This window comes from Curtobacterium sp. PhB142, from assembly GCF_004341255.1.
Classification (GTDB): domain Bacteria; phylum Actinomycetota; class Actinomycetes; order Actinomycetales; family Microbacteriaceae; genus Curtobacterium.
Genome location: NZ_SLUT01000006.1, coordinates 18,454 through 40,724, shown reverse-complemented (window position 1 = coordinate 40,724; position 22,271 = coordinate 18,454). Strand labels below are relative to the sequence as shown.

Here is a 22,271-nt window from a genome sequence, read left to right as displayed (position 1 = left end):
CCACGTGCCTCCCGTCCGGCCTGTGGACGACGCCGCCGGCCGATACGGTGGCTGCATGACCCGCATCATCGCCGGCGCCGCCGGCAACACGACGCTCCGTGTGCCGAAGTCCGGCACGCGGCCGACGAGCGACCGGGTGCGCGAAGCGCTGTTCTCGTCGCTCGAGGCCCGTGGGCTCGTCGACGACACCTCCGTCGCGGATCTCTACGCCGGCACCGGTGCCCTCGGGCTCGAAGCGGCGTCGCGCGGTGCGGTCGAGGTCGTGTTGGTCGACCGCGCGTCGGCCGCGGCGCAGGCGTGCCGGGCGAACGCGAAGGCCGTGCAGCAGCGGATCCCCGGGGTGCGGATCGACGTGCAGCCGCAGCCGGTGCTCGGGTACCTGCGCGGGACGGTGCGCACGTTCGACCTGGTGTTCATCGACCCGCCCTACGACGTGACCGAGCACGAGATCGCCGAGGTGCTCGAGACGCTCGTGCCGCGGTTGACGGCCGGTGCCGTGGTGGTCGTCGAGCGGAGCAAGCGCTCCGCCGAACCGACGTGGCCCGCGGGGCTCGAGCCGTTCAGCAAGCGCAGCTACGGCGAGACCGTGGCGTGGGAGGCCGTGGCTGCCGCGGGCTGAGCCGCGCGGGCGTCGCTGGGTGGGCGCGTTTCGCGACGATCCACGAGTCGATCGACGCGTGCCGTGTCGCAAGATGCGCATGCATCGGATGCGTGCGCATCTTCCGACAGGACACCGGGTGATCGACGCGTGTTCCGTCGACAGATGCAGGCGCACTGACCGGGAGGCCCGGCTCGGCTCCGCCACGTCGCCTCCGTCCGACGTCGGGCCGGGTGGGTCAGCCGGCGGCGCCGTCCCAGTCGGCGTAGGGGTCCCAGCCGGTCGTCGGCACCGGGGCTCCGGCGCGCAGCAGGTCCGCGTCGCCACGGTCGCGCACGACACCGATGCGGCGGAAGCCACCCGGCAGCGCAGCGTCGGCGGGGAAGGTCGCGAGCAGGCCGTGGTCCTCGCCACCGTGCAGGGCGACCTCGTCGAGCGGGGCGTCGGCATCGAGGTCGAGCGTCACCCGGCTCGCACGGGCCAGCCGCCCGGCGTCGATCGCCAGGCCGTCGGACAGGTCGAGCATCGCCGTCGCCCCGGCCGCGGCAGCGAGGGGCCCGTCACTGATCGGGGGCACGGGTCGGCGCTGGCGGTCGACGTCGGGATCGGCGTCCGCACCGCTCGCCACCGTCGCTGCACGGTCCGGCTCGCCCTGCGCGTCCACGCCGTCACGGAAGAGCCGTGCGAGCCCGCGGGCAGCACGGCCGAGTTCGCCGGAGACCGCCACGGCGTCCCCAGCACGAGCCCCTGACCGGAGCACCGGGACGCGACCACCGAGGTCGCCGAACGCCGTCACCGCCACCGTGAAGGTCGCCGAGGTGGAGAGGTCGCCGCCGACCACACCGCAGCCGGGCGCGAGGGCGTCGACAGCGAGGCGGAAGCCGTCCGCGATGCCCTCGAGCACCGCCACGGGGGTGTCTTGCGGTGCAGCGAGGGCGATGACGAGGCCACTCGGCACCGCGCCCATCGCCGCGACGTCCGACAGGTTCGTCGCGGCGGCCTTCCAGCCGACGTCCTCGGGCGAGGACCACGCCCACCGGAAGTCCGGGCCGTGCACCATCATGTCCGTCGTCACGACGAACCGGCCGTCGGGGGCGGCGACCACGGCGCAGTCGTCCCCGGGCCCCACGAGCGGCGAGCCCGTCGGCAGCCGGCTCGTGATCCGGTCGAGGACGACCAGCTCACCGAGCTCCCCCACGGTCGGTCCGGCCCAGGCGTCGTACGTCGCGTCCACACGAGAACGGTAGCCTGGACCGCGATGGACACCGCGCGCCGCACCCCTCGCACCCTCGCGATCGCGGGGGTCGTGATCGCCCTCGCGGCAGGGCTGACCGGGTGCACCAACTCCGTCGGCATGAGCGCGGCACCCTCCGCGAACGCGGCGGCGTGCGCGGCCGCACAGGTGCGGTTGCCCGCGACCGTCGACTCGACGTACGACCTGCGGAACACCAACGCGCAGTCCACCGCGGCCTGGGGCGACCCGGAGGCCGCGCTCTACCACTGCGGCGTGGCCGTGCCCACCGTGTCCGACCTGCCGTGCTTCACGCTCGGGTCGGTCGACTGGATCCGCGACGACCGCGGCAAGCAGATCGTCTACACGACGTTCGGACGGTCCCCCGCGGTGCAGGTCGTCGTCGACACGTCGAAGACCGGCAGCGCGGTGCTGCAGGACATCGCGACGGCGGTGTCGACGCTGCCGGAGGACGGGCACAAGTGCCTGGACCCGTCCGACGTGCAGGGCTGACGCGGTCCGACCCCGTCGCCCCGCCAGCGTCAGCGGACGGCGGCGCGCCCCAGCTCGATGAGCTCGGTGACCAACTCGCCGTAGGACACACCGGATGCCGCCCAGCAGCGCGGGTACATCGACAGCGGGGTGAACCCGGGCATCGTGTTGACCTCGTTCACGACGAAGCCGTCGTCGGTCAGGAAGCAGTCGACGCGGGCGAGCCCGGATCCGCCGATGGCCTCGAACGCACGGGCACCGATCGACCGGATCTCGTCGGTCTGCGCCTCGGTGAGCGGCGCCGGGCACAGCAGCGACTCGTCGCCACCGAGGTACTTCGAGGCAAAGTCGTAGAAGCCGTCCTCGGCCACGACGATCTCGCCGGGCAGGCTCGTGCGCGGCGCACCGTCGCGGCCCTCGAGCACGGCGACCTCGACCTCGCGGCCGACGACGCGGGGTTCGACGATCACCTTGGAGTCGTGCTCGAACGCCAGGTCCATCGCGGCGCCGAGCTCGTCGGGGCCGTCGACGCGCGAGACGCCCATGCTCGACCCGGCGCGTGCCGGCTTCACGAACAGCGGCCAGCCGTGCGCCGCGATCGCCTCGGCGACGTCGACCGGGTCGGCCGCCCACTCGCGGCGGAGCACGGTCGTCCAGGGAGCGACCCGCAGACCGGCGTGCTCGAGGACGGCCTTCGCGACGTGCTTGTCCATCGCCAGGGCGCTGGCGAGCACGCCGTCACCGACGTACGGCAGGCCGGCGATCTCGAGCAGGCCCTGGATCGTGCCGTCCTCGCCGAACGGACCGTGCAGGATCGGGAACACCACGTCGACGGCGACGGTCGTGACCGAGCCGTCCGGGTGCGAGACGACGAGTTCGTTCGTCGCCGGCGAGGTCGGGAACGCCACGCGCGTGCCGTTGTCGGGCACGGTCGGCAGGGAGCCGTCGCGGATCGCCCACTGCGAGGGGTCGTCGGACTGCAGCGTGAACGCGCCGTCCTTCGTGATGCCGATCGGGACGATCTGGTACTCGGTGCGGTCGACGACGTCCATGATGCCGCCGGCGGTCACGCAGCTGATCGCGTGCTCGCTCGAGCGCCCGCCGAACAGGACGGCGACGGTGGTCGTGGGAACGTCGGTTCCCTCGGGGATCGTGGGCACGGGAGTCCCTTCGTGACTCGGTGCGGGACCGGTCACTCGCCCTGGGGCTCGTCGGTCTCGGTGAGGTGCGGCGCGATGTTGCGCGGATCGAGCCTACCGGCGAGGACCTCGCCGACCTGGCTGACGATGGGCATGTCGACGCCGTTCGCGGCGGCGAGCTCGAGGATCGGTGCGACGGACGCCAGGCCCTCGGCGGTCTGGTTCATCTGCCGCACGACCTCGTCGAACCGGTACCCCTGCCCGAGCAGGCGCCCCGCGGTGTTGTTCCGGGACAACGGCGACTGGCAGGTGGCGATGAGGTCACCGAGGCCCGCGAGGCCCGACAGGGTCGACGGCTGCGCGCCGAGGGACACCGCGAACTCGGTCATCTCGGCGAGCCCGCGCGTGATGATCGACGCCTTGGTGTTCTCGCCGTAGCCGACGCCGTCGACGATGCCGATCGCCACGGCGATGAGGTTCTTCAGCACGCCGCCGAACTCGGTGCCGATGACGTCGGTGTTGATGAACGACCGGAAGTACGGGTTCGTCGCGACCGCGGCGACAGCGGTCGCGGTCTCCACGCTCGACGACGACACCACGGCGGCGGTCGGCTGCCGGCGGGCGATCTCGAGCGCCAGGTTCGGCCCGCTCGCGACGGCGATGCGGTCCTGGTCGATGCCGAGCCCCTGGAGCAGGACCTCGCTCATCCGCAGGCCGGTGCTCTTCTCGACGCCCTTCATCAGGCTGACGACGGGGACACCGGCGGGCAGGAGCTCGCGGATCGCGTCGAGGTTCGAGCGCAGGGTCTGCGACGGCACCGACATGTACACCTGGGTGGCGCCGTCGAGTACCTGCTCGAGCGACGTCGACGCCGTGAGGGTGCGGGGCAGGTTGATGCCGGGCAGGTAGTCGGAGTTCCGCTTCGTCTCGGTGATCTCGCGGGCGACCTCGGGACGCCGGGCCCACACGACCGTGGAGGCACCGCCCTCGGCGAGCACCTTCGCGAACGTGGTGCCCCAGCTGCCGGCACCGATGACCGCCACGCGGGGCTTGTCGGTCGACTGCATCACCACCCGGATCGCGGCGGTGTCGAAGGCACCCGGCGCTGCTGCGACGGGGTCGGGACGATCGTCGTGCGGGCGGAGGTCACTCAAACCGGCCGGTCTCCTTCTGGTTGTTCGCCGCCGGGTCCCAGCGGGTCGTCGGGGCCTGCTCGCCACGGAGCTGCTCGAGCAGCTCCGTGATGCGCTGCATGAGCAGCTCGGTGGCCTCGGTCAGCATCTGCTGGTCGATCGGCCGGCCACGGTAGGCGGACAGGTCGACGGGGTCGCCGACGATGACGTCCACGCGCGATCGCGGGAACAGGCGGAGCTTGTTGGAGTAGCGCGCCATGATGCCCTGCGTGCCCCAGTGGGCCATCGGGATCAGCGGCACGTCGTTCTCGAGTGCGATGCGGACGGCACCGGTCTTGCCGCGCATCGGCCACAGGTCGGGGTCGCGGGTGAGCGTGCCCTCGGGGTAGACGATGATCGCCCCACCCTGCTCGATGAGCGACCGCCCGCCGCCGAGCGGGTCGCTCAGCCGGGTGCGGCCCGAGCGCTCGACCGGGATCTGCCCCATGCCGGACATGAGCTTGCCGAAGACGGGCACCTTGAACAGCGAGGCCTTGGCCAGGAACCGCGGGGCCCGCCGACTGATGTAGACGGCGGTGCCGACGACCAGCGGGTCGATGTTCGTGAAGTGGTTCGGGGCGAGCACGAAGGCACCGTCCGCCGGCAGGCGGTTCGGGCCGTACCAGTGGTAGTTCGACGAGAACCGGAACGTCGGGATGACGATCGACGCCACGATGCGGAACGCGGGGTTGAGCTCCCCACGCTTCCAACGCCGTCCACGCACCGGCAGGCCGGTCGCGACCTGCACGGCGGACGCACCACGGGCCTCCCGGCCATCGCCCTGGCCCTGGCCCGACGGGCCGTCACCCGGACGCGACGGACCGTCACCCGGCTGCGGAACCGACACCGCGACTAACCCGCGAAGTCGAAGTCGGCGCCCAGCTTCCGCAGCTTCGGGATGAAGTGCTCGTAGCCGCGGCTGATGATGCCGACGTTGGTGATGTGGGACTCGCCGTCGGCGGTCAGGGCCGCGATGAGGTGGCTGAAGCCACCGCGGAGGTCGGGGACCCGGACGTTCGCCGCGTGCAGCGTCGTCGGACCGGTGATGACCGCGGCCTGCTCGAACGGGCGACGGGCGACACGGCGGTCGTGCCCGGGCAGCCCTTCCTTGTGGACGACGATGTCGGCGCCCATCTCGTTCAGCGCGTCGGTGAAGCCGAAGCGGTTCTCGTACACGGTCTCGTGCACGATGCTCTGCCCCTCGGCCTGGGTCAGCGCCACGACGAGCGGCTGCTGCCAGTCGGTCATGAAGCCGGGGTGCACGTCGGTCTCGATGACGACGGGCTTGAGGGTGTCGCGCTCGCGGTAGAACCGGATGCCGTCCTCTTGCACGTCGAAACCGCCGCCGACCTTGCGGAAGACGTTGAGGAACGTCATGAGCTCCTGCTGGTTCGCGCCCTCGACGAAGATGTCGCCGTCGGTGGCGAGCGCGGCGGAGGCCCAGCTGGCGGCTTCGTTGCGGTCGTTGATCGCACGGTGCGTGTAGCCGCGCAGCGACTCGACGCCCTCGATGAAGATCACGCGGTTCGGCTCGACGGACACGATCGCGCCCATCTTCTGCAGGATCGCGATGAGGTCCATGATCTCGGGCTCGATCGCCGCGTTCCGCAGCTCCGTGACGCCGGTCGCCAGGACGGACGACAACAGGACCTGCTCGGTCGCGCCGACGCTCGGGTACGGCAGCTCGATGGACGCGCCCTTCAGCCCGTTCGGAGCCGTCAGGTGGATGCCGTTGACCTGCTTGTCGACGACCGCACCCATTGCCCGGAGCGCGTCGAGGTGGAAGTCGATCGGGCGGTCCCCGATGCGGCAGCCGCCGAGGTCGGGGATGAACGCCTCGCCGAGCTTGTGCAGCAGCGGGCCGCAGAACAGGATCGGGATGCGGCTCGAGCCGGCGTGGGCGTCGATCTCGGCGAAGTGCGCCGACTCGACGTTGGCCGGGTCGAGGATGAGCTCGCCTCGTGCAGGATCGGTGATGCGCACGCCGTGCACCTCGAGCAGCCCACGGACGACCTTGACGTCGGAGATGTCCGGGACGTCCTTGAGGATCGACGGGGTGTCACCGAGCAGCGACGCCACCATGGCCTTGGTCGCGAGGTTCTTCGCCCCGCGGACCTCGATGCGCCCCACGAGCGGCTTGCCCCCGCGGATGACGATCTCGTCCGACTTGAGGCCCACGCGCGCCCCTGCGGCCGCTGCGTCCTGTACGAGAGAGTTCACTACTTCACCGGCAATGTCTTCGGCCGCCAACTGGAGCGGCGGGATTCGAACTCCGTGATCGAGGTCTCGTCACGGAGGGTGAGCCCGATGTCGTCGAGCCCTTCCATCAACCGCCAACGAGTGTAAGCGTCGATCTCGAAGGGGACGTCCACATCCCCGAGCGACACGCGCTGCGCCACCAGGTCCACGGTCGCCGACACCCCCGGGTTCCGCTCGATCTCGGCCCAGAGCCGCTCGACTTCCGATTCGGTCACGATCGCGGTGACGAGGCCCTGCTTGCCCGCGTTCCCCTTGAAGATGTCGGCGAACCGGGGCGAGATGACGACCGCGAAGCCGAAGTCACGCAGTGCCCAGACCGCGTGCTCGCGGGACGAGCCGGTGCCGAAGTCCGGGCCGGCCACCAGGACCTTCGCGCCCTGGTACTCGGGCTGGTTCAGCACGAAGTCGGGGTCCTGGCGCCAGCCGGAGAACAGGGCGTCCTCGAAGCCGGTCTTCGTCACGCGCTTGAGGTAGACCGCTGGGATGATCTGGTCGGTGTCGACGTTCGACCGCTTGAGCGGGGCGGCGATGCCGGTGACGGTGGTGATCTTGTCCATCAGAAGGTCCCCTCGGTGGTCGTGCTGGTCGCGGCGGTCGTCGTGCTGGTCGCGGCGGCGCTCGTGGCGGCGGCGATCTCGTCGTCCGTCGCCAGGTCCCACGGGCTGGACAGCGTGCCGCGGATCGCGGTGGCGGCGGCCACGAGCGGCGACACCAGGTGGGTGCGCCCGCCCTTGCCCTGACGCCCCTCGAAGTTGCGGTTCGACGTGCTCGCGCAGCGCTCCCCCGGTGCGAGCTGGTCGGGGTTCATGCCGAGGCACATCGAGCAGCCGGCGAACCGCCACTCGGCGCCGAACTCCTTGATCACGACGTCGAGCCCCTCGGCCTCGGCCTCGAGCCGCACCCGGGCGGACCCCGGCACGACCATGACCCGGACGCCGTCGGCCTTCTTGCGGCCCTGGATGATCGACGCGAAGGCCCGCAGGTCCTCGATGCGCGAGTTCGTGCACGAGCCCATGAAGACCGCGTCGACGGCGATGTCCTTCATCGGGGTGCCGGCGGCGATGTCCATGTAGTCGAGGGCCCGCTGCGCAGCGGCCTGGTCGTTCGGGTCTTCGAAGTCGAGAGGCGAAGGCACGTTCTCCGACAGCGAGACACCCTGGCCGGGGTTGGTGCCCCAGGTGACGAAGGGCTCGAGGTCGTCGGCGTCGATGAAGACCTCGGCGTCGAACACGGCGTCGTCGTCGGTCGCCAGGGTGTCCCAGTACGCGACGGCGTCGTCCCAGTCGGAACCGGTCGGGGCGTGGTCGCGGCCCTGGACGTAGTCGTAGGTGATCTGGTCGGGGGCGACCATGCCGGCGCGAGCTCCGGCCTCGATCGACATGTTGCAGATCGTCATCCGGCCCTCCATCGAGAGCGCGCGGATCGCGGAACCGCGGTACTCGAGCACGTAGCCCTGTCCGCCGCCGGTGCCGATCTTCGCGATGACCGCCAGGATGATGTCCTTCGCGGTCACGCCCGGACGCAGCGTGCCCTCGACCGTGATCGCCATCGTCTTGAAGGGCTTCAGCGGCAGGGTCTGCGTCGCCAGCACGTGCTCGACCTCGGAGGTGCCGATGCCGAACGCCATGGCCCCGAACGCCCCGTGGGTGCTGGTGTGCGAGTCGCCGCAGACGACGGTGATGCCGGGCATCGTCAGGCCGAGCTGCGGGCCGACGACGTGCACGATCCCCTGCTCCTTGTCGCCGAGGGAGTGCAGGCGGACCCCGAACTCCTCGCAGTTGCGGCGCAGGGTCTCGATCTGGATCCGGCTCGTCGGGTCCGCGATGGGGCGGTCGATGGCGAGCGTCGGGGTGTTGTGGTCCTCGGTCGCGATCGTCAGGTCGAGCCGGCGCACCGGGCGCCCGGCCTGGCGCAGACCGTCGAACGCCTGCGGGCTCGTGACCTCGTGCACGAGGTGGAGGTCGATGTAGAGGAGGTCCGGGTTCCCGTCCTCACCCTTGACCACGACGTGGTCGTCCCACACCTTCTCGGCGAGCGTCCTACCCATGAGCTCGACTCCCTCGTTCTCGTCGTTGCGCCGCGACCGCGGCACGATCAGGCGACTCTACCATTGGTATACCAACGCGTCGTCGCGTTCTCCACGCGGTGCGGCGGTCGACCGGGAGGCCCGTGGCGACTCGACGACACCCGTCGCGGTGGGAAGATGGTCGGGACATGACGACACCTGCGCACTCGACCCGGACGATCAACCTCGAGGGCGCGGCACGCGCAGCGATCGCGGGCGGTGCACCACTGGCGCTGCTCATCGCCCTCGGGATGCCGGGCTACGCCGCGTTCGCGATGTTCGCCGGCTTCACCGCGATCTTCGGGGCGACCGAGCCCTACCGGCAGCGCGCCGTCACCACCGGCGTCGCGGGTGCGCTGCAGACCCTGTGCATGTTCGCGGGCATCGGTGTCGCCCTGCTCGGCTCCCCGCTCTGGCTGCAGGCGACCGGGCTCGTCGTCGTGCTCGTCGTCGCGGTCTGCACCCTGTCGACCCTGCGGACGATCCCCGCGCAGCCGATCTTCCCCGTCTTCGCGTTCGTGGTCTCCGCCCTCGTGCCGCTCAGGCCCGCGGACGTCCCGCTCGTCGCCACGATCATCGTCTGCTCGGTCGTCTGGGCGTGGCTCGTCGCGATGTCCGGGTTCGTCATCCGGCACGTGTGGCACCCGCGCGCCCCGCACCGGTTCCGGCCGCTGGCGCCGCTCAAGGAGCGCGGCTTCGGCATCCTCCGCACGGCCGCGCTGTGGGAGACCGTGGCGCTCAACGTCGTGGGGTCGCTCGTCGCCGGCGCGGTGGCGTCGACCATCCCCTGGCTCGGGCACCCGTACTGGGCCGTCATCGCGGTGGTGTCGACCCTGCCCGCACTCCGCCAGCGGCACACCGTGATCCGGGCGTTCCAGCGCTTCATCGGCACGATCGGCGGCACCGTGATCGCCGTCGGGATCCTGCTGCTCGAGCCGTCGGCGTGGTGGATCGTCGTCATCGCCGTCGTGGGGCAGTTCTTCGCGGAGATCTTCGTCGCCCGGAACTACGCCGTCTGCCTGCTGTTCCTGACGCCGCTCGCCCTCGCCGTGTCGTGGCTGAGCCTGCCAGAGGCCCCGGAGCTCCTCGCGCTCGACCGGGTCGCGCAGACCACCCTCGGTGCGCTCGTCAGCGTCGGGCTGTTGTTCGTGGGGCGCGCGATCGAGCGGCGGCGCGGCCGAGCCCTGGGTGCCACGAGCGCGATCCGTACCGTCTGACGCCCGTCCGGTCGTGGGCGCGACCCGGCCGCGAAAGCGACAGATCTCCGCGAACTGTTCGCGCAACTCTGTCGCTCTCGCGGGACTGACCAGCTGAGGGGGCGCGGAACTGTCGCTCTCGCAGACCGCACCCACGGACCGCGGCCGGCGCGTCAGTCGCGGGGCTGGATGTTCCAGGCGTCGATGACCGGGCGGCCGTGCTCGTACCCGAGGACGCTGACCGATGCGGTACCGAGCTTCAGCACGGCACCGTCCTGCGGCGCGAGCCGGATCCACGCGGCGCCGAGGGCACGCAGCACGTGGCCGTGCGCGATGAACACGGCGTCCTGCCCCTCGGCGAGCACCGGACGAGCGCGGTTCAGGATCCGTTCGACGCGGACCCGGACCTCGGCGGCGTTCTCACCGGGGGTGTCACCGGCGGGTACTCCATCGGTCCAGAGGTCCCACGGCCCGTGGCGCAGCACCTTGATCTGCGGGGTGGTGAGCCCTTCGTACGCGCCGTAGTCCCACTCGTACAGGTCCTCGTCGAGCTCGGGGTCGACGCCGATCAGGTGCGCGGTGTCGCGGGCACGCTGCAGCGGACTCGACAGGGCCAACGCGAACGAGCGGTCGGCCAGGTACCGGCCGGCGCGCTTCGCCTGCTCGACACCGTTCTCCGTCAGCGGGATGTCGGTGCGGCCGGTGTGCTGCCCGCTCTTCGACCACTCCGTCTCTCCGTGACGGACGAGGACGAGTTCGCCGGGGCGTTCCGAGGTCATGAGTTCCTTCCGATCCAGAGGCCGAGCGCAGCTGCGCCGACCGAGACGACGAGCATCCCGAGGCCGTGCAGGACGGCGAGCCGGGGCTTGCCGGATCGGAGGAGCTGGACGGTCTCGACGCTCGCCGTCGAGAACGTCGTGTACCCACCCATCATGCCCGTCCCGAGCACCGCGACCGCCGGGAGCGGGATCGTCCCGGCCTGCCCGAGGCCGGTGAGCAGCCCGAGGACGAGCGATCCGGACACGTTGATCAGCACGGTCCCGAGCGGGAACCCGGCAGTCCGCGAGCGGGACGTGCGCGCCTTGACGAGTCCGTCGAGCAGGAACCGGAACGCGGCTCCGACTCCCCCGCCGACGGCGACGAGCAGCAGTTCGAGCGGGTTCACGACGCGCCTCCGTCCGGGCCGGTCGGACGCGGTCGGAGCCGCCCGGCGATCAACACCCCGAGCGCGACGGCGCCGAGCCCGAGGACGACGGACAGCAGTGCGTACCCGCTGCCCGCACCCCACCGGCCGACGTCGATCAGCTGCGCGGTGTCGTCCGCGAGCGTGCTGTAGGTCGTGAAGCCGCCGAGCACGCCGGTGCCGACGAACAGCCGGAGCGTGCGGCGCCCCTCGACGTCGGGCCCACGCATCGCGAGCGCCTCGAGCAGGAGCCCGAGACAGAAGGCCCCGACGACGTTGATCGCGAGGATCACCCAACTGATGCCGTCGTGGCCGGGGAACGCCTCGGCGAGCAGTGCGCGGATCGCGGTCCCGATCGCGCCGCCGAGTGCGACGAGGGCGAGGAAGCGCCAGCGGAGGTGCGGCGGTCGCGCATCGGTCATCGGTACTCCTATCGCCGAGCACGCCGGATCGTCTCCGCGCGTGCGGTGTTCTCGGGATAGGGACCGTTGGCGCCTCGTGCGCGGTTGGGTCCGGCAGGCCCCACTGCCGGGTCTGACGACCCGTCCAGCGTACTGCTCAGTCGGCGACGGCGGCGATCGCCTCGACCTCGACGAGCTGGTCGTCGTAGCCGAGGACGGTCACGCCGAGCAGCGTGCTCGGCACGTCGTGGTCTCCCATCGCGGCGCGGACGACGTCCCAGGCGGCGACGAGGTCCTGCTGCTCGGTCGTCGCGACGAGCACCCGCGTCTGGACGAGGTCGTCGACACCCGCGCCGGCGGCTGCGAGCGCCGTCCGCAGGTTCGCGATGCACTGCGCGGCCTGCCCGGCCACGTCACCGACGGCGACCGTCGCGCCGTGCTCGTCGAGTGGACACGCCCCCGCCAGGAACACCAACCGTGTACCGGCGGGGACGGTTGCGGCGTAGGCGTACTCCGCGACGTCGCTGAGGGCTGCGGACCGGATGAGCTGGACGGCGCTGGACACGGCCTCAGCCTGGCACACGACGACGAAACCCCCGGCGAGCCGGAGCTCGTCGGGGGTTTCGTGTGCTGGTGACCCCAGCGGGATTCGAACCCGCGTTACCGCCGTGAGAGGGCAGCGTACTAGGCCGCTATACGATGGGGCCGCGGCTGTTGTCGGACTCGGAGCATGTCACCTGTGGTGACCCCAGCGGGATTCGAACCCGCGTTACCGCCGTGAGAGGGCAGCGTACTAGGCCGCTATACGATGGGGCCGTTCCGACAACTCGACAAGTATTGCACAAGCCGCGCATCGGGCCAAAACGAGGCGTGTCGCCCGGGTGTGCCGCCATGCCGCGCCCGGCATACGGCGCTCGTTGCACGTGCAGATTCCGACAGAACACCGGTTGAACGACGCGCGTTCTGTCGCAACATGCACACGCATCCGTTGCGTGCGCATCAAGCGACGAAACACCCGTCGAACGACGGGTGTGCTGTCGCACCATGCGCGTGCATCGGTCGCGCGGCTGGAGACGCGACCGTTCCGGCGGACGGGAGGCACGGGGCGGGCCCGCCACGGGCCTCCCGTCCGAACGTGCGCACGTCCGGGGCCGCACGCCGTGCGCGGGAATCGTCGCGTCCGGCGCGGTCAGATCGTGAGCGACTCCCCCGGCCGCAGGATCTCGAGCACGCCGTGCGGCGCGAGCGCCTCGCGGAGCCGACCGGTGTGCATGCCGTAGCCGATGTCGGAGAGCGTGGCCTCGTGGATCGGGTAGGCACGGGCCGGGGCGAGCGCGGCGACGTAGTCCATCATCTCGGCGACCTTGAGCCACGGGGCACCGACGGGTGCGGCGAGGACCTCGACGGGCACGCCCGGGTCGGTGTACGAGTCGCCGGGGTGGAAGAGCGTGCGGTTCACGAGCACGCCGGTGTTATCGACGATCGGCACCGAGGAGTGGATGAGCTGGTGCCGCGTGCCGTGGAAGTCGAGCTCGAACGGTCCGACGGTGCGGTGGTCCCCGTCGGTCACGACCTCGACCGCGATGCCGGAATCGGCGAGCGCCGCGCGGACGCCCTCGGGGCCGAACACGACGGCGTCGGGGTTGGCGGCGAGGATCCGTTGCAGCTGCTCGGGCGTGACGTGGTCGGGGTGTTCGTGGGTGACGACGACCGCGACGACCCCGGTCGCGTCGACGGGGCGGGTGAAGTCGCCCGGGTCGAGCACCAGGCGGGCATCGCCGTCCGACAGGATCTGGCAGGCGTGTTCGAGCTTCGTGACCTCCATGCGGGCGACGCTACCCGCGGCGGGCCGGGCGGGCTCGACTCGGAACGACGTCTCCGTTGTCGCACGACATCGGGATCGTCGTTCCGAGTCGATCCCGCCACGCCCGCCACCCTCACCCCGGCGGCGGCCCCGTCGTCCCCCGCACCAGCAGGTGCGCCGGCGCCGCGACGATCGCTCCGGCAGCGCCGCCGTCGACCTCGGCCAGCACTGCCCGCGCCGCTGCCCGCCCCTGCGCCTCCGGGTCCTGTGTCACGGTCGTCAGGCCCACGGTGGCGCCGTACTCGTGGCCGTCGATCCCGATGACGGAGACGTCCCCCGGCACCGACAGCCCGGCCTGCCCCGCGGCGAGGAGCACCCCGAGCGCCATCTCGTCCGATGCGCACAACACCGCGGTCGGACGATCGGGCCCGGCGCCGGCACCAGCGCGCCCGCCGAACAGCGCGTTCCCCGCCGCCAGGCCGCCGGCGAACGAGAACCGTCCGTCGAGCAGCCACCGGTCCGGCACCGCGTGTCCGGCGGCCCGCATCGCGTCGACGAACCCGTCCCGCCGCAGGTGCGGCACCGCCACGTTCATGCCGGCCTCGTCCTGCCCGCCGACGTAGGCGACCCGTCGGTGTCCGAGTCCGCACAGGTGGTCGACCGCGATCCGGGTGACGGCTCGGTCGTCGACCCCGATGTTCCGCAGGCCCGGTGCGGGTCCGCCGATGACGATCATCGGGTGCCGGGTGAGTTCGAGCTCGGCACGCTCGGTCGCGTCGAGCACCAGGGACAGCAGGACGAGGGCGTCGACACGGTGCCGCAGCATCGAGCGTCGGAACGCCCGGTCGCGGTCGCCGCCCGGCCCGCCCAGGTTGTAGAGCACGAGGTCGTACCCGGCCCGCCGGAGTTCCGCGTCGACGCCGCCGAGTGCCTTGACGTAGAACCACCGGTCGATCACCGGGACGACGACGCCCACGGCGCGCTGCCGCCCGGTGGCGAGGCCGGCCGCCGCCGAGCTCGGGACGTACCCGAGTTCGTCGGCGACCCGTCGGACCTCGTCGATCGTGGTCTCCGCCACGTTCTCCATGCCGCGCAGCGCCCGCGACACCGTGGACTTCGACAGTCCCGTGACGGTCGCGATCTCCTGGATCCCCATCGATGCGACCCGGGAGGCCCGTCAGCCGTCCGTACCGTGTGTCACGCCCGCCGGACGGTCGGCTGCAGTGCCGGGGGCGGCTTGCGCGACGGCCGCTGCGGTCCGGCGCGCCCGGTACGGTGCACGACGACCGGCCGGTGCGAGCTCGTCCCACCCGCTGTGCTGGTGCACCCGCCCGTCCGCGGAGGGCCGTGGCTGACGACGGGTGTCGTCGCCGCGAGCGGTGCGGACGGGGGCGACGGCAGGAGCGGCACCGATGCCGTCGGTGGCCCCGTCGACGACCGCGTGGCGGCGGAGTACCCGCACCCGCCACCGGTCGAGCGCCACGACCCCGAGCACGCACACCAGCAGGGTGAGTGCCCAGCCGAGTGCCGGTCGACCGGTGACCTCGCAGAACACCGAGGCGCCGAGGAACAGGATGCCGAACATGCCGACGAAGCCGATCGCCTCTTCGATCCGGGCCGTGGGCCGGGTGGGTCCGCGCTGTGCCATGGTCGTCAGCCCTTCACACCACCGGCGGTGAGGCCGGCCACGATGCGTCGCTGGAAGATGAGGACCAGGATGACGAGCGGGATCGTGACGATCGTGCCCGCGGCCATGACGGCCGTGTACGGCTCCTGGTGCGGCTGCGACCCGGCGAACGAGGCGATCGCCACGGTCACCGGCTGCGTCGCGTCGCTCGAGAGCTGCGAGGAGATCAGGTACTCGTTCCAGCTGGAGATGAACGCCAGGATCGCCGTCGTGAACACCGCGGGGGCGGCGAGCGGCAGGATGATCCGCCGGAACGCCTGCACGCGGGTGCAGCCGTCGATGCGCGCTGCTTCCTCGAGGTCCCACGGCATCTCGCGGAAGAACGACGCGAGCGTGTAGACCGTCAGCGGCAGCACGAACGAGATGCTCGGCAGGATGAGCGCCTGGTAGGTCCCCATCCACCCGATGTCCGTGAAGAGCTGGAACAGCGGGGAGATGAGCGCGACCCCCGGGAACATCGACGCCGCCAGGATCGCGCCGGCGATGAGCGACTTGCCGCCGAACTCGAGGCGGGCGAGGGCGTACGCCGCCGTGGTGCCGACGAGCAGGGCGATGATCGTCACGACGCCGCCGATGAGCAGGCTGTTGGCGAGCGCCCGCCCGAGGTGGTTGCCGAGCGACGTGGAGAACGCCGTGGCGTAGTTGTCGAGCGTGACGTGCGTCGGCCACGGGGTGGCGTCGAACGTGAACCCGACGTCGCGGAAGCTCGTCACCACCATCCAGTAGAACGGCAGGAGGCACCACACGGCGATGACGATCGCCTGCACGGCCGTGCGGATCCGGGGGCCGGTGTCGCGGCGGACCCGGACTTCGGCGCGTGCGCTAGCACGTTCGCCGGGGACTGGCACTGACCGGGGGCGGTCTGCTGCGAGGGTCACTTGAGTTCACCCTTCTGCTGGGCGGCCTGCGTCTGCACGACGTTGGCGCCGAGGAACCGGACGAAGACGAACGCCACGATGAAGATCACCAGGAAGGTGATGGTCGACAGGGCCGACGCGGAGTTGAAGCCCTGCCGGATCTGTTCGACGACCAGGATCGACAGGGTCGTGGTGGCGTTGCCGGAACCACCGCCACCGCCGGTGAGGATCGCGGGCAGGTCGTACATGCGCAGCGCGTCGAGCACGCGGAACAGGATCGCGACCATCAGCGCGGGCTTGATGAGCGGCAGGGTGATGAGCACGAAGCGCTGGAACGTCGACGCGCCGTCCATCTTGCCGGCCTCGTAGACCTCCTCCGGGATCAGCTGCAGCCCGGCCAGGATGAGCAGCGCCATGAACGGCGTGGTCTTCCAGGTGTCGGCGATGATGACCGCCCACCGGGACGCCCACTCGCCGCTCGTCCACAGGATCTGCTGCCCGAGGACGTGGTTCAGGACGCCGTTCGCGTCGAAGATGAAGTACCAGAGCTTCGCGGTGACGGCCGTCGGGATCGCCCACGGCACCAGGATCGCGGCACGGACGAGCGCGCGGCCCTTGAAGTTGCGGTTCATGATGATCGCCATCCACACGCCGATGGCCGTCTCGAACGCCACGGTGACGACCGTGAAGAAGAACGTGTTGCCCATCGACACCCAGAACTGGGAGCCGAGACTGCCGGGCGGGCAGGTGACGTTGCCGCACTGCTGGCCGAGCCAGTGCGCGTAGTTCGTGATGCCGGCGAAACCGCCTTCCACGAACAGCTGCGTGGTCTTGTCGAGGCCCTGGTCGAGCTGGAACGACTGGATGATCGCGCTGATGACCGGGTAGCCGATGACGATCGCGAGGAGCAGGATCGTCGGGCCGATGAGGTACACGGCCCACCGGCCGTGCTCGGCGTTGAGTCCGCCCTTGCGCCGTTGGCGCTTCGGTTCCATGCCCGTCGGGTTGGGGATGGCTGCGGGGATCTCGGTTGCTGCTGACACGTGTCGGCCTCCTTGCCGGGGGTGTCGGAACGCAAGTAGGGGCGGACTGGAGGCACGTGCCGGGATGGCACCGTGCCTCCAGTCCGATGCGGCGTGAGCCGCGTGTCGCTAGCTGCTGGTCGCCGCCTTGAGGGCGTCCTGCATGTCCTTCATGGCTTCGTCGACCGACTTCGATCCCTTGAGCGCCGCGTAGGTGTTGTCCTGGATCGCCTTCGTCACCGCCGGGTAGAACGGCGTGACCGGCCGCGGCTCCGCCGACTCGATCGACTTGAGCAGCGTCGGCAGGTACGGCAGCTTCGCCGTCAGCTCGGAGTCGGTGTAGAGGTCACCGACGACCGGGGCGAGCGAACCCTGCGTCGCGAAGAACTTCTGCGTGTCGTTCGAGATGAGGAACTCGAGGAAGTCGTGCGCCGTCGCCTTGTGCTTCGAGTACACGCTGATCGCGGCGTTGTGGCCGCCGAGCGTCGAGGCGCCGGTGCCGTCGGCACCCGGGATGGGCGCGATGCCGAACGTGTCCTTGACCTTGCTCGAACCGTCGGTCTTCGCCAGGTTGTAGACGTACGGCCAGTTGCGCAGGAACAGCAGCTTGCCGGCTTCGAACGCCGTGCGGCCCTGCTCCTCCTGGTACGTGATCGCCTCGGCCGGGATGTTCCCGTCCTTGAACGCGTCGACCAGGTTCTGCAGGCCGGCCTTGGCGTCCGAGGTGTCGACGTCCGGGTCCCCGCTCTTGCTGAGCACCGAACCACCGGAGCCGTTGATCGCCTCGGAGGCGTTCACCGTCAGGCCCTCGTACTTCGCGAACTGCCCGGCGTAGCAGCCGATGCCCTTGTCCTTCGCGATCTGGCAGTCGGCCATCATCTCCTTCCACGTGGTCGGAGGCGTCTTGACGAGGTCCTTGCGGTAGTAGAGCAGCGCGCCGTCCGAGGTCTGCGGGGCGGCGTAGAGGGTGTCGTTGTAGGTCGCGGTCTTCACCGTGGCCGGCAGCAGCTTCGAGGTGTCGATCTTCATGTCACCGGTCAGCGGCGTCAGCCAGCTCTTCGCGGCGAACTCGGCGGTCCAGACGACGTCCACGTCGACGACGTCGTAGTTCGCGTCCTTCGCCTGGAAGTGCTGCACGAGGTCGTCGTGCTGCTGGTCGGCCTGGTCGGACTGCTCCTTGAAGGTGACCTTCTCGTCGGGGTGGGCCTTGTTCCACTTCGCGATCAGCGGGCGGACGACGTTCGAGTTGTCCTTGCCCTGCACGTAGGTGATGGGTCCGCGGCTGTCCTGGCCGCTCTTGGCGTCGTCCGAACCGGCGCCGGAGCTCCCGCTCGAGCAGCCGGTGAGCACGAGGCCGATGACGGCGACCCCGGCAACGGATGCGAACCGCACCCTGGAGCGTGTTGTCTTCACAGCGTTGTCTCCTCATTGAGATCACCAGGGGGCATCGATCGGGTTCGACGACACTGCCCTGGAGCAGGCGCCGCTGCCTGCTGGTGGAGGAAGCTACGCCCGCCGCAGGGGTTCCGCAACCGGTTGCATCGGTTCCGTGACCTGAGCGTGACCTTGGAAGTCCCGGAGACTTCCTGGGTGAGCGCTCACCCTCGTTCGAGGGACCCCTGCGCGCCACTGCGGAACTCCGCATGAACACCGCCACCGGTGTCCCGCGCCGTTGTCCGCACCCACGGCCCCACGTAGCGTCCACGACATGGCCACCCTCCACCCCGCCGACACCGTGCCCGCACCGCGCCGTGTCATCGGCGTCGACCTCGACGCCCCGCTCCCCCGTCTCGTCGCCGACGAGACCGGCGAGTCCGCCATGGTGATCGGCTACCGCGGCGGCCACCCCACCGGCACCCTCGACGTGCTGCTCACCGACGACCCCGCCGACGCGGCCCGCGCCCTCGAGGCGCTGCAGGAGACCGTCCTGGCCGACGTCCCCGCGGTGTCCGACGACGACCTGCCGACCATCTCGGTCGTCGTGTCCACGATCGTCGACCGCGTCGAGGACCTCGGCAAGCTGCTCGACGTCCTCGAGCACCTCGACTACCCGCGGCACGAGGTCATCCTCGTCGACAACCGCGTCCGCGTCCCCGCCGGCGACGCGCTGCCCGCGATGCTCGCCGGGCGGAACGTCCGCTTGGTCGAGGAACGCCGTCCCGGTCTGTCCGCCGGACGGAACGCCGGTGTCGCCGCCGCGACCGGCGACGTCATCGCCTTCACCGACGACGACGTCCGCGTCGACCCGCAGTGGCTCCGCGCCATCGGGTCCCGGTTCGTCAGCGAGCCCGGCCTGGACGCCGTCACCGGCGTCATCCTGCCGAGCGAGCTCACCACCCCGGCGCAGATCTGGTACGAGGCGTACTACGGCGGGTTCAGCGCCGAGCGCACCTTCTCGCCCGTGACGATCGTCCCGGACGACGTGCAGGGCACCATGCGGCACGCCCGCGTCTCGGCGGTCACCCCGTCCGGCGAGGTCCTCAAGCACTTCGCCGTCTACGGCATCGGTGCGTACGGCGCCGGCGCGAACATGGCCTACCGTCGCACCCTGATCGAGGCCGTCGGCGGCTTCGACCACACCCTCGGCGCCGGCTCCCCCGCCCGTGGTGGCGAGGACCTGGCGATGTTCATCGAGACGCTGTGGCGCGGCGGGAAGATCGGCTTCGAGCCCCGCGCGGTCGTGCACCACCGGCACCGCCAGACCATCGAGGACCTGCACAAGCAGCTGCACGGCAACGGCGTCGGCTTCACCGCGCTGATGTTCGCGCTCGCCGCGAAGGACAAGCGGCACGTCGCCGTCCTCGCACGCCTGATGCCGCTCGCCGCGAAGGTCAAGTCGAAGCAGATGCTCTCGCGCCTGGCCGGACGCCGGGACGCCGCGACCGAGGTCACGAACGACGCCTCGACCACGCGCATCCCGAAGACCCTGGCGTACCACGAGCTGCGCGGGTTCCCCGCCGGCCCGGCCGCCTGGTTCCGCAGCCGACGCCGCTGGCGCGACGTCGAGGCCGGCCGCTTCCGGCCGTAGTCGCGCAGCGTGACGGACGGGAGGCCCGTGGCAGTGTCGCCACGGGCCTCCCCTCTGTTCGTTGTCGGGTCCGACCGACGCGGTACGACACTCGCGTCGTCGCACGACGTCGAGGACGTCGCCCCCACGCGCACGCAACCGTCGCGCACGCAACGAGCGACACCCGCGCTGTCGCACGACGTCGAGGATGTCGCCCCCACGCGCCTGCAACCGTTGCGCACGCAACAAGCGACAAGACACGTGTCGTAAGACGACCGTCTTGTCGCAAACCGGGTGCAGCGACCCCGCCCACCGGTGCCGGCGTGCCGGCGCCGGCCGCCCGCGCCTCAGCGCGCGGTCAGCCGCCCGGCCAGGTACCGCCACGGCCCACCCAGCGCGGCCGTCAGCTCGGCGCGCTTGAGCCCACGCGTCGCCTCGGTGAACTCGGCGTCGACGGGCCAGCCGCCGCTCGCGTCGACGGGGCGCTCGTCGGCACCCTGCCCGAGCGCACCGAGCCGCCGGAGCGCGCCGGCCGCACGCCGCAGCACCGCGAACGCCGTCGAGGGCCGCAGCACGAGCTTCGTCACCCAGGCGCCGAGCCCGGTCCCGTAGCCGATCGCCTGCGAGCGCAACGCGGCACGGTCCTTGCGGTGCTCGTGCCAGACGACGGCCGAGGGTTCCACGGCGAGCGCCCCACCGGCGAGCAGGACGCGCGTGAACAGGTCGGGGTCCTCACCGGCTCGGGCGCGGGTGCCGGGGCCGAGGGCGACGTCGAAGCCGCCGAGCTGCCGGACGGCGTCGCGGCGCACGGACATGTTCGCGCCGGTGCCGAACGCGCCGACGGTGAAGGGGAACAGGGGCTCGTCGACGGGCGGGGCGGACGTGCGGTACACCCGGCGCTCGAGGTTCCGCGCCCAGGTCACCCGCTCGTCGAAGAAGCGCTGCGTGGGGGTGCGGAGCTCGCCGCTGGGGACGAGTCCGGTGACGCACCAGACGTCGGCGTCGCGGTCGTAGGCGGCGGCGATGGCGGCCATCCAGTGGCGGTCGACGACGACGTCGTCGTCGATGAACGCGACGATGCCGCCGGTGGCCAGTGCGAGTCCGGCGTTGCGGGCCCGGGAGACGCCGGCACATGCCTCGAGGACGTAGTGCACGCGCGGGTCGTCGACGGCGGCCACGACGTCGCGGGTGCCGCTGGTGACGGGGGCGTTGTCGACGACGAACAGCTCGAAGTCGTCGTAGGCGGAGTCGAGGACGGAGCGCACGGCGCGCGCGAGCGCCACGGGGCGCTCGCGGGTGCCGATGACGACGGAGACGCGTGCGCCGTCCGCAGGGGCGTCGACCGGGAGGCCCGGGGCCGGCAACTGACGCAGGGCCGGTCCCAGCTCGGCCGGGTCCACCGCCCCGCGGTCGTCGACGCGCACGTCGACGAACCCCGCGACGTCGCGGCCGTCGCGCACCATGAGGCGGGCGCGGCGGAAGCCGCCGGCGCCGGCGAGGTGCACGGTGTCGGCGGCGAGCGCCGCCGACCGGTCGACGGCGCCGACCCAGGCAGCGCCGACCCAGGTGGGGGCGTCGGGCGAGGGCATCGCGGGGTCGAGCGTGAGGGCTCGTTCCGCGGTGGTGGTGTGGTCGGTCATGTTCGTCCCGTCGGGCCGGTCTGGTCGGGTGGACGTGGCAATGCTCCGCGCGCGTCGACAGGGGGTCAACCGCGATGCTCGGAGGATGCGGGGAGGCTGCGGTTTGCCGCCACTAGACTCGCGGGAGACGCCGGTCGACCCGCCGGTGCGACCCCGGTCCCCGCCGGACACGAGGAGGACGCATGCCGCTGGCCCGAACGATGGACCGGCTCGGCCTGACCAGGCGTCCACGCCCGACGTTGCACCTGGTTCCGGACCCCAAAGCGTCCGACCTCGTCGTGGTGCACCTCGATGCCGACGACGCCGCGTGCGGCACGTGCGGGCACGCCCAGGCGGCACACGAGCACTACCGTCCGGGCACGGACTGCGCGCTCTGCGACTGCCCGAAGTTCCGCCGCGCCCGCTGACGCGACCCCCCTCGCGCGATCCCCCTCGCGACCCCCTCGATCGGGGGGCGCCTGCGGGAAACCGCCGTTCCCCCGCAGGTGGTCCCGACCTCCCTTGTCGGTGCTGCCGGG

General features: G+C 71.4%; 23 protein-coding genes and 2 tRNA genes. 5 read left to right on the top strand and 20 right to left on the bottom strand.

What is annotated here, in order from left to right; genetic code table 11:
• Positions 1-55 precede the first annotated feature (55 nt).
• On the top strand, positions 56-619 hold the full coding sequence (locus EDF31_RS12725; RefSeq protein ID WP_123294845.1) for an RsmD family RNA methyltransferase: 564 nt from the start codon (positions 56-58) through the stop codon (positions 617-619).
• A 217-nt stretch (positions 620-836) separates the two neighbouring features.
• Here EDF31_RS12725 and thiL read toward each other — a convergent pair whose 3' ends face one another.
• Complete coding sequence (gene thiL, locus EDF31_RS12720) at positions 837-1,832, bottom strand: thiamine-phosphate kinase (protein WP_131846388.1); 996 nt, start codon at positions 1,830-1,832, stop codon at positions 837-839.
• Between the two features lie 24 nt (positions 1,833-1,856).
• Between thiL and EDF31_RS12715 the strand changes: the two genes are divergently transcribed.
• Positions 1,857-2,342 carry a DUF3515 family protein gene (locus tag EDF31_RS12715; RefSeq protein ID WP_123937673.1) on the top strand — a complete coding sequence of 162 codons (486 nt, stop codon included), beginning with the start codon at positions 1,857-1,859 and terminating at the stop codon, positions 2,340-2,342.
• A 29-nt stretch (positions 2,343-2,371) separates the two neighbouring features.
• Here the strand turns inward: EDF31_RS12715 and EDF31_RS12710 are convergent, their stop codons facing one another.
• The 6 genes from EDF31_RS12710 to leuC form a co-directional block, all read right to left on the bottom strand.
• The gene (locus EDF31_RS12710) at positions 2,372-3,481 is read right to left on the bottom strand and encodes a D-alanine--D-alanine ligase family protein (protein ID WP_279387367.1); all 1,110 of its coding nucleotides are present in this window, start codon (positions 3,479-3,481) and stop codon (positions 2,372-2,374) included.
• A gap of 32 nt (positions 3,482-3,513) precedes the next feature.
• Positions 3,514-4,527, bottom strand: coding sequence for an NAD(P)H-dependent glycerol-3-phosphate dehydrogenase (locus EDF31_RS12705; RefSeq protein ID WP_131846546.1), 1,014 nt, complete (start codon positions 4,525-4,527; stop codon positions 3,514-3,516).
• Between the two features lie 79 nt (positions 4,528-4,606).
• Positions 4,607-5,479: a lysophospholipid acyltransferase family protein gene (locus EDF31_RS12700; protein ID WP_243650028.1), complete on the bottom strand. Its 873-nt coding sequence runs from the start codon at positions 5,477-5,479 to the stop codon at positions 4,607-4,609.
• Positions 5,480-5,484: 5 nt separating this feature from the next.
• Positions 5,485-6,852: a UDP-N-acetylglucosamine 1-carboxyvinyltransferase gene (gene murA / locus EDF31_RS12695; protein WP_123294811.1), complete on the bottom strand. Its 1,368-nt coding sequence runs from the start codon at positions 6,850-6,852 to the stop codon at positions 5,485-5,487.
• A complete protein-coding gene (leuD, locus tag EDF31_RS12690) occupies positions 6,852-7,448 on the bottom strand; it encodes a 3-isopropylmalate dehydratase small subunit (RefSeq protein WP_111086049.1) in 597 nt (198 codons plus the stop codon). Before leuD ends, murA begins: the two co-directional genes overlap by 1 nt.
• Complete coding sequence (gene leuC / locus EDF31_RS12685) at positions 7,448-8,938, bottom strand: 3-isopropylmalate dehydratase large subunit (protein WP_131846387.1); 1,491 nt, start codon at positions 8,936-8,938, stop codon at positions 7,448-7,450. The genes leuD and leuC overlap by 1 nt, the downstream gene beginning before the upstream one ends.
• A 167-nt stretch (positions 8,939-9,105) precedes the next feature.
• Between leuC and EDF31_RS12680 the strand changes: the two genes are divergently transcribed.
• The gene (locus EDF31_RS12680) at positions 9,106-10,173 is read left to right on the top strand and encodes an FUSC family protein (protein ID WP_131846386.1); all 1,068 of its coding nucleotides are present in this window, start codon (positions 9,106-9,108) and stop codon (positions 10,171-10,173) included.
• A 152-nt stretch (positions 10,174-10,325) separates the two neighbouring features.
• On the opposite strand, the gene EDF31_RS12675 is transcribed toward EDF31_RS12680, so the two are convergent.
• The 12 genes from EDF31_RS12675 to EDF31_RS12620 all read right to left on the bottom strand — a co-directional run bounded on the left by EDF31_RS12675 (position 10,326) and on the right by EDF31_RS12620 (position 18,519).
• Positions 10,326-10,931: a histidine phosphatase family protein gene (locus EDF31_RS12675; RefSeq protein WP_123312265.1), complete on the bottom strand. Its 606-nt coding sequence runs from the start codon at positions 10,929-10,931 to the stop codon at positions 10,326-10,328.
• Positions 10,928-11,317, bottom strand: a complete 390-nt coding sequence (gene crcB / locus EDF31_RS12670; RefSeq protein WP_131846385.1) for a fluoride efflux transporter CrcB — start codon at positions 11,315-11,317, stop codon at positions 10,928-10,930. The genes EDF31_RS12675 and crcB overlap by 4 nt, the downstream gene beginning before the upstream one ends.
• The gene (locus EDF31_RS12665; protein WP_131846384.1) at positions 11,314-11,757 is read right to left on the bottom strand and encodes a CrcB family protein; all 444 of its coding nucleotides are present in this window, start codon (positions 11,755-11,757) and stop codon (positions 11,314-11,316) included. The genes crcB and EDF31_RS12665 overlap by 4 nt, the downstream gene beginning before the upstream one ends.
• 136 nt (positions 11,758-11,893) lie before the next feature.
• Positions 11,894-12,301 (bottom strand): RidA family protein, encoded by a 408-nt coding sequence (locus EDF31_RS12660; protein WP_131846383.1) that lies wholly within the window; start codon positions 12,299-12,301, stop codon positions 11,894-11,896.
• A 66-nt stretch (positions 12,302-12,367) separates the two neighbouring features.
• Positions 12,368-12,443 (bottom strand) — tRNA-Glu (locus tag EDF31_RS12655).
• Between the two features lie 33 nt (positions 12,444-12,476).
• Positions 12,477-12,552: transfer RNA gene (locus EDF31_RS12650), tRNA-Glu, on the bottom strand.
• A 373-nt stretch (positions 12,553-12,925) separates the two neighbouring features.
• Positions 12,926-13,561, bottom strand: coding sequence for an MBL fold metallo-hydrolase (locus EDF31_RS12645; protein ID WP_131846382.1), 636 nt, complete (start codon positions 13,559-13,561; stop codon positions 12,926-12,928).
• Positions 13,562-13,673: 112 nt separating this feature from the next.
• A complete protein-coding gene (locus EDF31_RS12640; RefSeq protein ID WP_131846381.1) occupies positions 13,674-14,696 on the bottom strand; it encodes a LacI family DNA-binding transcriptional regulator in 1,023 nt (340 codons plus the stop codon).
• Between the two features lie 21 nt (positions 14,697-14,717).
• Positions 14,718-15,188, bottom strand: coding sequence for a hypothetical protein (locus tag EDF31_RS20185; RefSeq protein WP_207896209.1), 471 nt, complete (start codon positions 15,186-15,188; stop codon positions 14,718-14,720).
• A gap of 5 nt (positions 15,189-15,193) precedes the next feature.
• On the bottom strand, positions 15,194-16,006 hold the full coding sequence (locus EDF31_RS12630) for a carbohydrate ABC transporter permease (protein WP_243650055.1): 813 nt from the start codon (positions 16,004-16,006) through the stop codon (positions 15,194-15,196).
• A gap of 95 nt (positions 16,007-16,101) precedes the next feature.
• Positions 16,102-17,079, bottom strand: coding sequence for a sugar ABC transporter permease (locus EDF31_RS12625; protein ID WP_131846544.1), 978 nt, complete (start codon positions 17,077-17,079; stop codon positions 16,102-16,104).
• Between the two features lie 156 nt (positions 17,080-17,235).
• Positions 17,236-18,519: an ABC transporter substrate-binding protein gene (locus EDF31_RS12620; RefSeq protein WP_123294821.1), complete on the bottom strand. Its 1,284-nt coding sequence runs from the start codon at positions 18,517-18,519 to the stop codon at positions 17,236-17,238.
• 295 nt (positions 18,520-18,814) lie between these two features.
• Between EDF31_RS12620 and EDF31_RS12615 the strand changes: the two genes are divergently transcribed.
• Positions 18,815-20,134: a glycosyltransferase gene (locus EDF31_RS12615; RefSeq protein ID WP_131846380.1), complete on the top strand. Its 1,320-nt coding sequence runs from the start codon at positions 18,815-18,817 to the stop codon at positions 20,132-20,134.
• Positions 20,135-20,460: 326 nt separating this feature from the next.
• Here EDF31_RS12615 and EDF31_RS12610 read toward each other — a convergent pair whose 3' ends face one another.
• Positions 20,461-21,753 (bottom strand): glycosyltransferase family 2 protein, encoded by a 1,293-nt coding sequence (locus EDF31_RS12610; RefSeq protein ID WP_131846379.1) that lies wholly within the window; start codon positions 21,751-21,753, stop codon positions 20,461-20,463.
• A 182-nt stretch (positions 21,754-21,935) separates the two neighbouring features.
• On the opposite strand from EDF31_RS12610, the gene EDF31_RS20005 reads away from it, so the two are divergent.
• The gene (locus tag EDF31_RS20005; protein ID WP_165901418.1) at positions 21,936-22,160 is read left to right on the top strand and encodes a hypothetical protein; all 225 of its coding nucleotides are present in this window, start codon (positions 21,936-21,938) and stop codon (positions 22,158-22,160) included.
• The last annotated feature ends 111 nt before the right edge of the window (positions 22,161-22,271 follow it).

What these genes read in the sequence shown, in the direction of transcription:
- EDF31_RS12625 (WP_131846544.1), bottom strand. Translation starts at nt 17,079, where the DNA reads ATGGAACCGAAGCGCCAACGGCGCAAGGGCGGACTCAACGCCGAGCAC.
- EDF31_RS12715 (WP_123937673.1), top strand. Translation starts at nt 1,857, where the DNA reads ATGGACACCGCGCGCCGCACCCCTCGCACCCTCGCGATCGCGGGGGTC.
- leuD (WP_111086049.1), bottom strand. Translation starts at nt 7,448, where the DNA reads ATGGACAAGATCACCACCGTCACCGGCATCGCCGCCCCGCTCAAGCGG.
- EDF31_RS12680 (WP_131846386.1), top strand. Translation starts at nt 9,106, where the DNA reads ATGACGACACCTGCGCACTCGACCCGGACGATCAACCTCGAGGGCGCG.
- EDF31_RS12640 (WP_131846381.1), bottom strand. Translation starts at nt 14,696, where the DNA reads ATGGGGATCCAGGAGATCGCGACCGTCACGGGACTGTCGAAGTCCACG.
- EDF31_RS12645 (WP_131846382.1), bottom strand. Translation starts at nt 13,561, where the DNA reads ATGGAGGTCACGAAGCTCGAACACGCCTGCCAGATCCTGTCGGACGGC.
- EDF31_RS12675 (WP_123312265.1), bottom strand. Translation starts at nt 10,931, where the DNA reads ATGACCTCGGAACGCCCCGGCGAACTCGTCCTCGTCCGTCACGGAGAG.
- EDF31_RS12615 (WP_131846380.1), top strand. Translation starts at nt 18,815, where the DNA reads ATGGCCACCCTCCACCCCGCCGACACCGTGCCCGCACCGCGCCGTGTC.
- leuC (WP_131846387.1), bottom strand. Translation starts at nt 8,938, where the DNA reads ATGGGTAGGACGCTCGCCGAGAAGGTGTGGGACGACCACGTCGTGGTC.
- EDF31_RS20185 (WP_207896209.1), bottom strand. Translation starts at nt 15,188, where the DNA reads ATGGCACAGCGCGGACCCACCCGGCCCACGGCCCGGATCGAAGAGGCG.
- EDF31_RS12725 (WP_123294845.1), top strand. Translation starts at nt 56, where the DNA reads ATGACCCGCATCATCGCCGGCGCCGCCGGCAACACGACGCTCCGTGTG.
- EDF31_RS12610 (WP_131846379.1), bottom strand. Translation starts at nt 21,753, where the DNA reads ATGACCGACCACACCACCACCGCGGAACGAGCCCTCACGCTCGACCCC.
- EDF31_RS12665 (WP_131846384.1), bottom strand. Translation starts at nt 11,757, where the DNA reads ATGACCGATGCGCGACCGCCGCACCTCCGCTGGCGCTTCCTCGCCCTC.
- EDF31_RS20005 (WP_165901418.1), top strand. Translation starts at nt 21,936, where the DNA reads ATGCCGCTGGCCCGAACGATGGACCGGCTCGGCCTGACCAGGCGTCCA.
- EDF31_RS12705 (WP_131846546.1), bottom strand. Translation starts at nt 4,527, where the DNA reads ATGCAGTCGACCGACAAGCCCCGCGTGGCGGTCATCGGTGCCGGCAGC.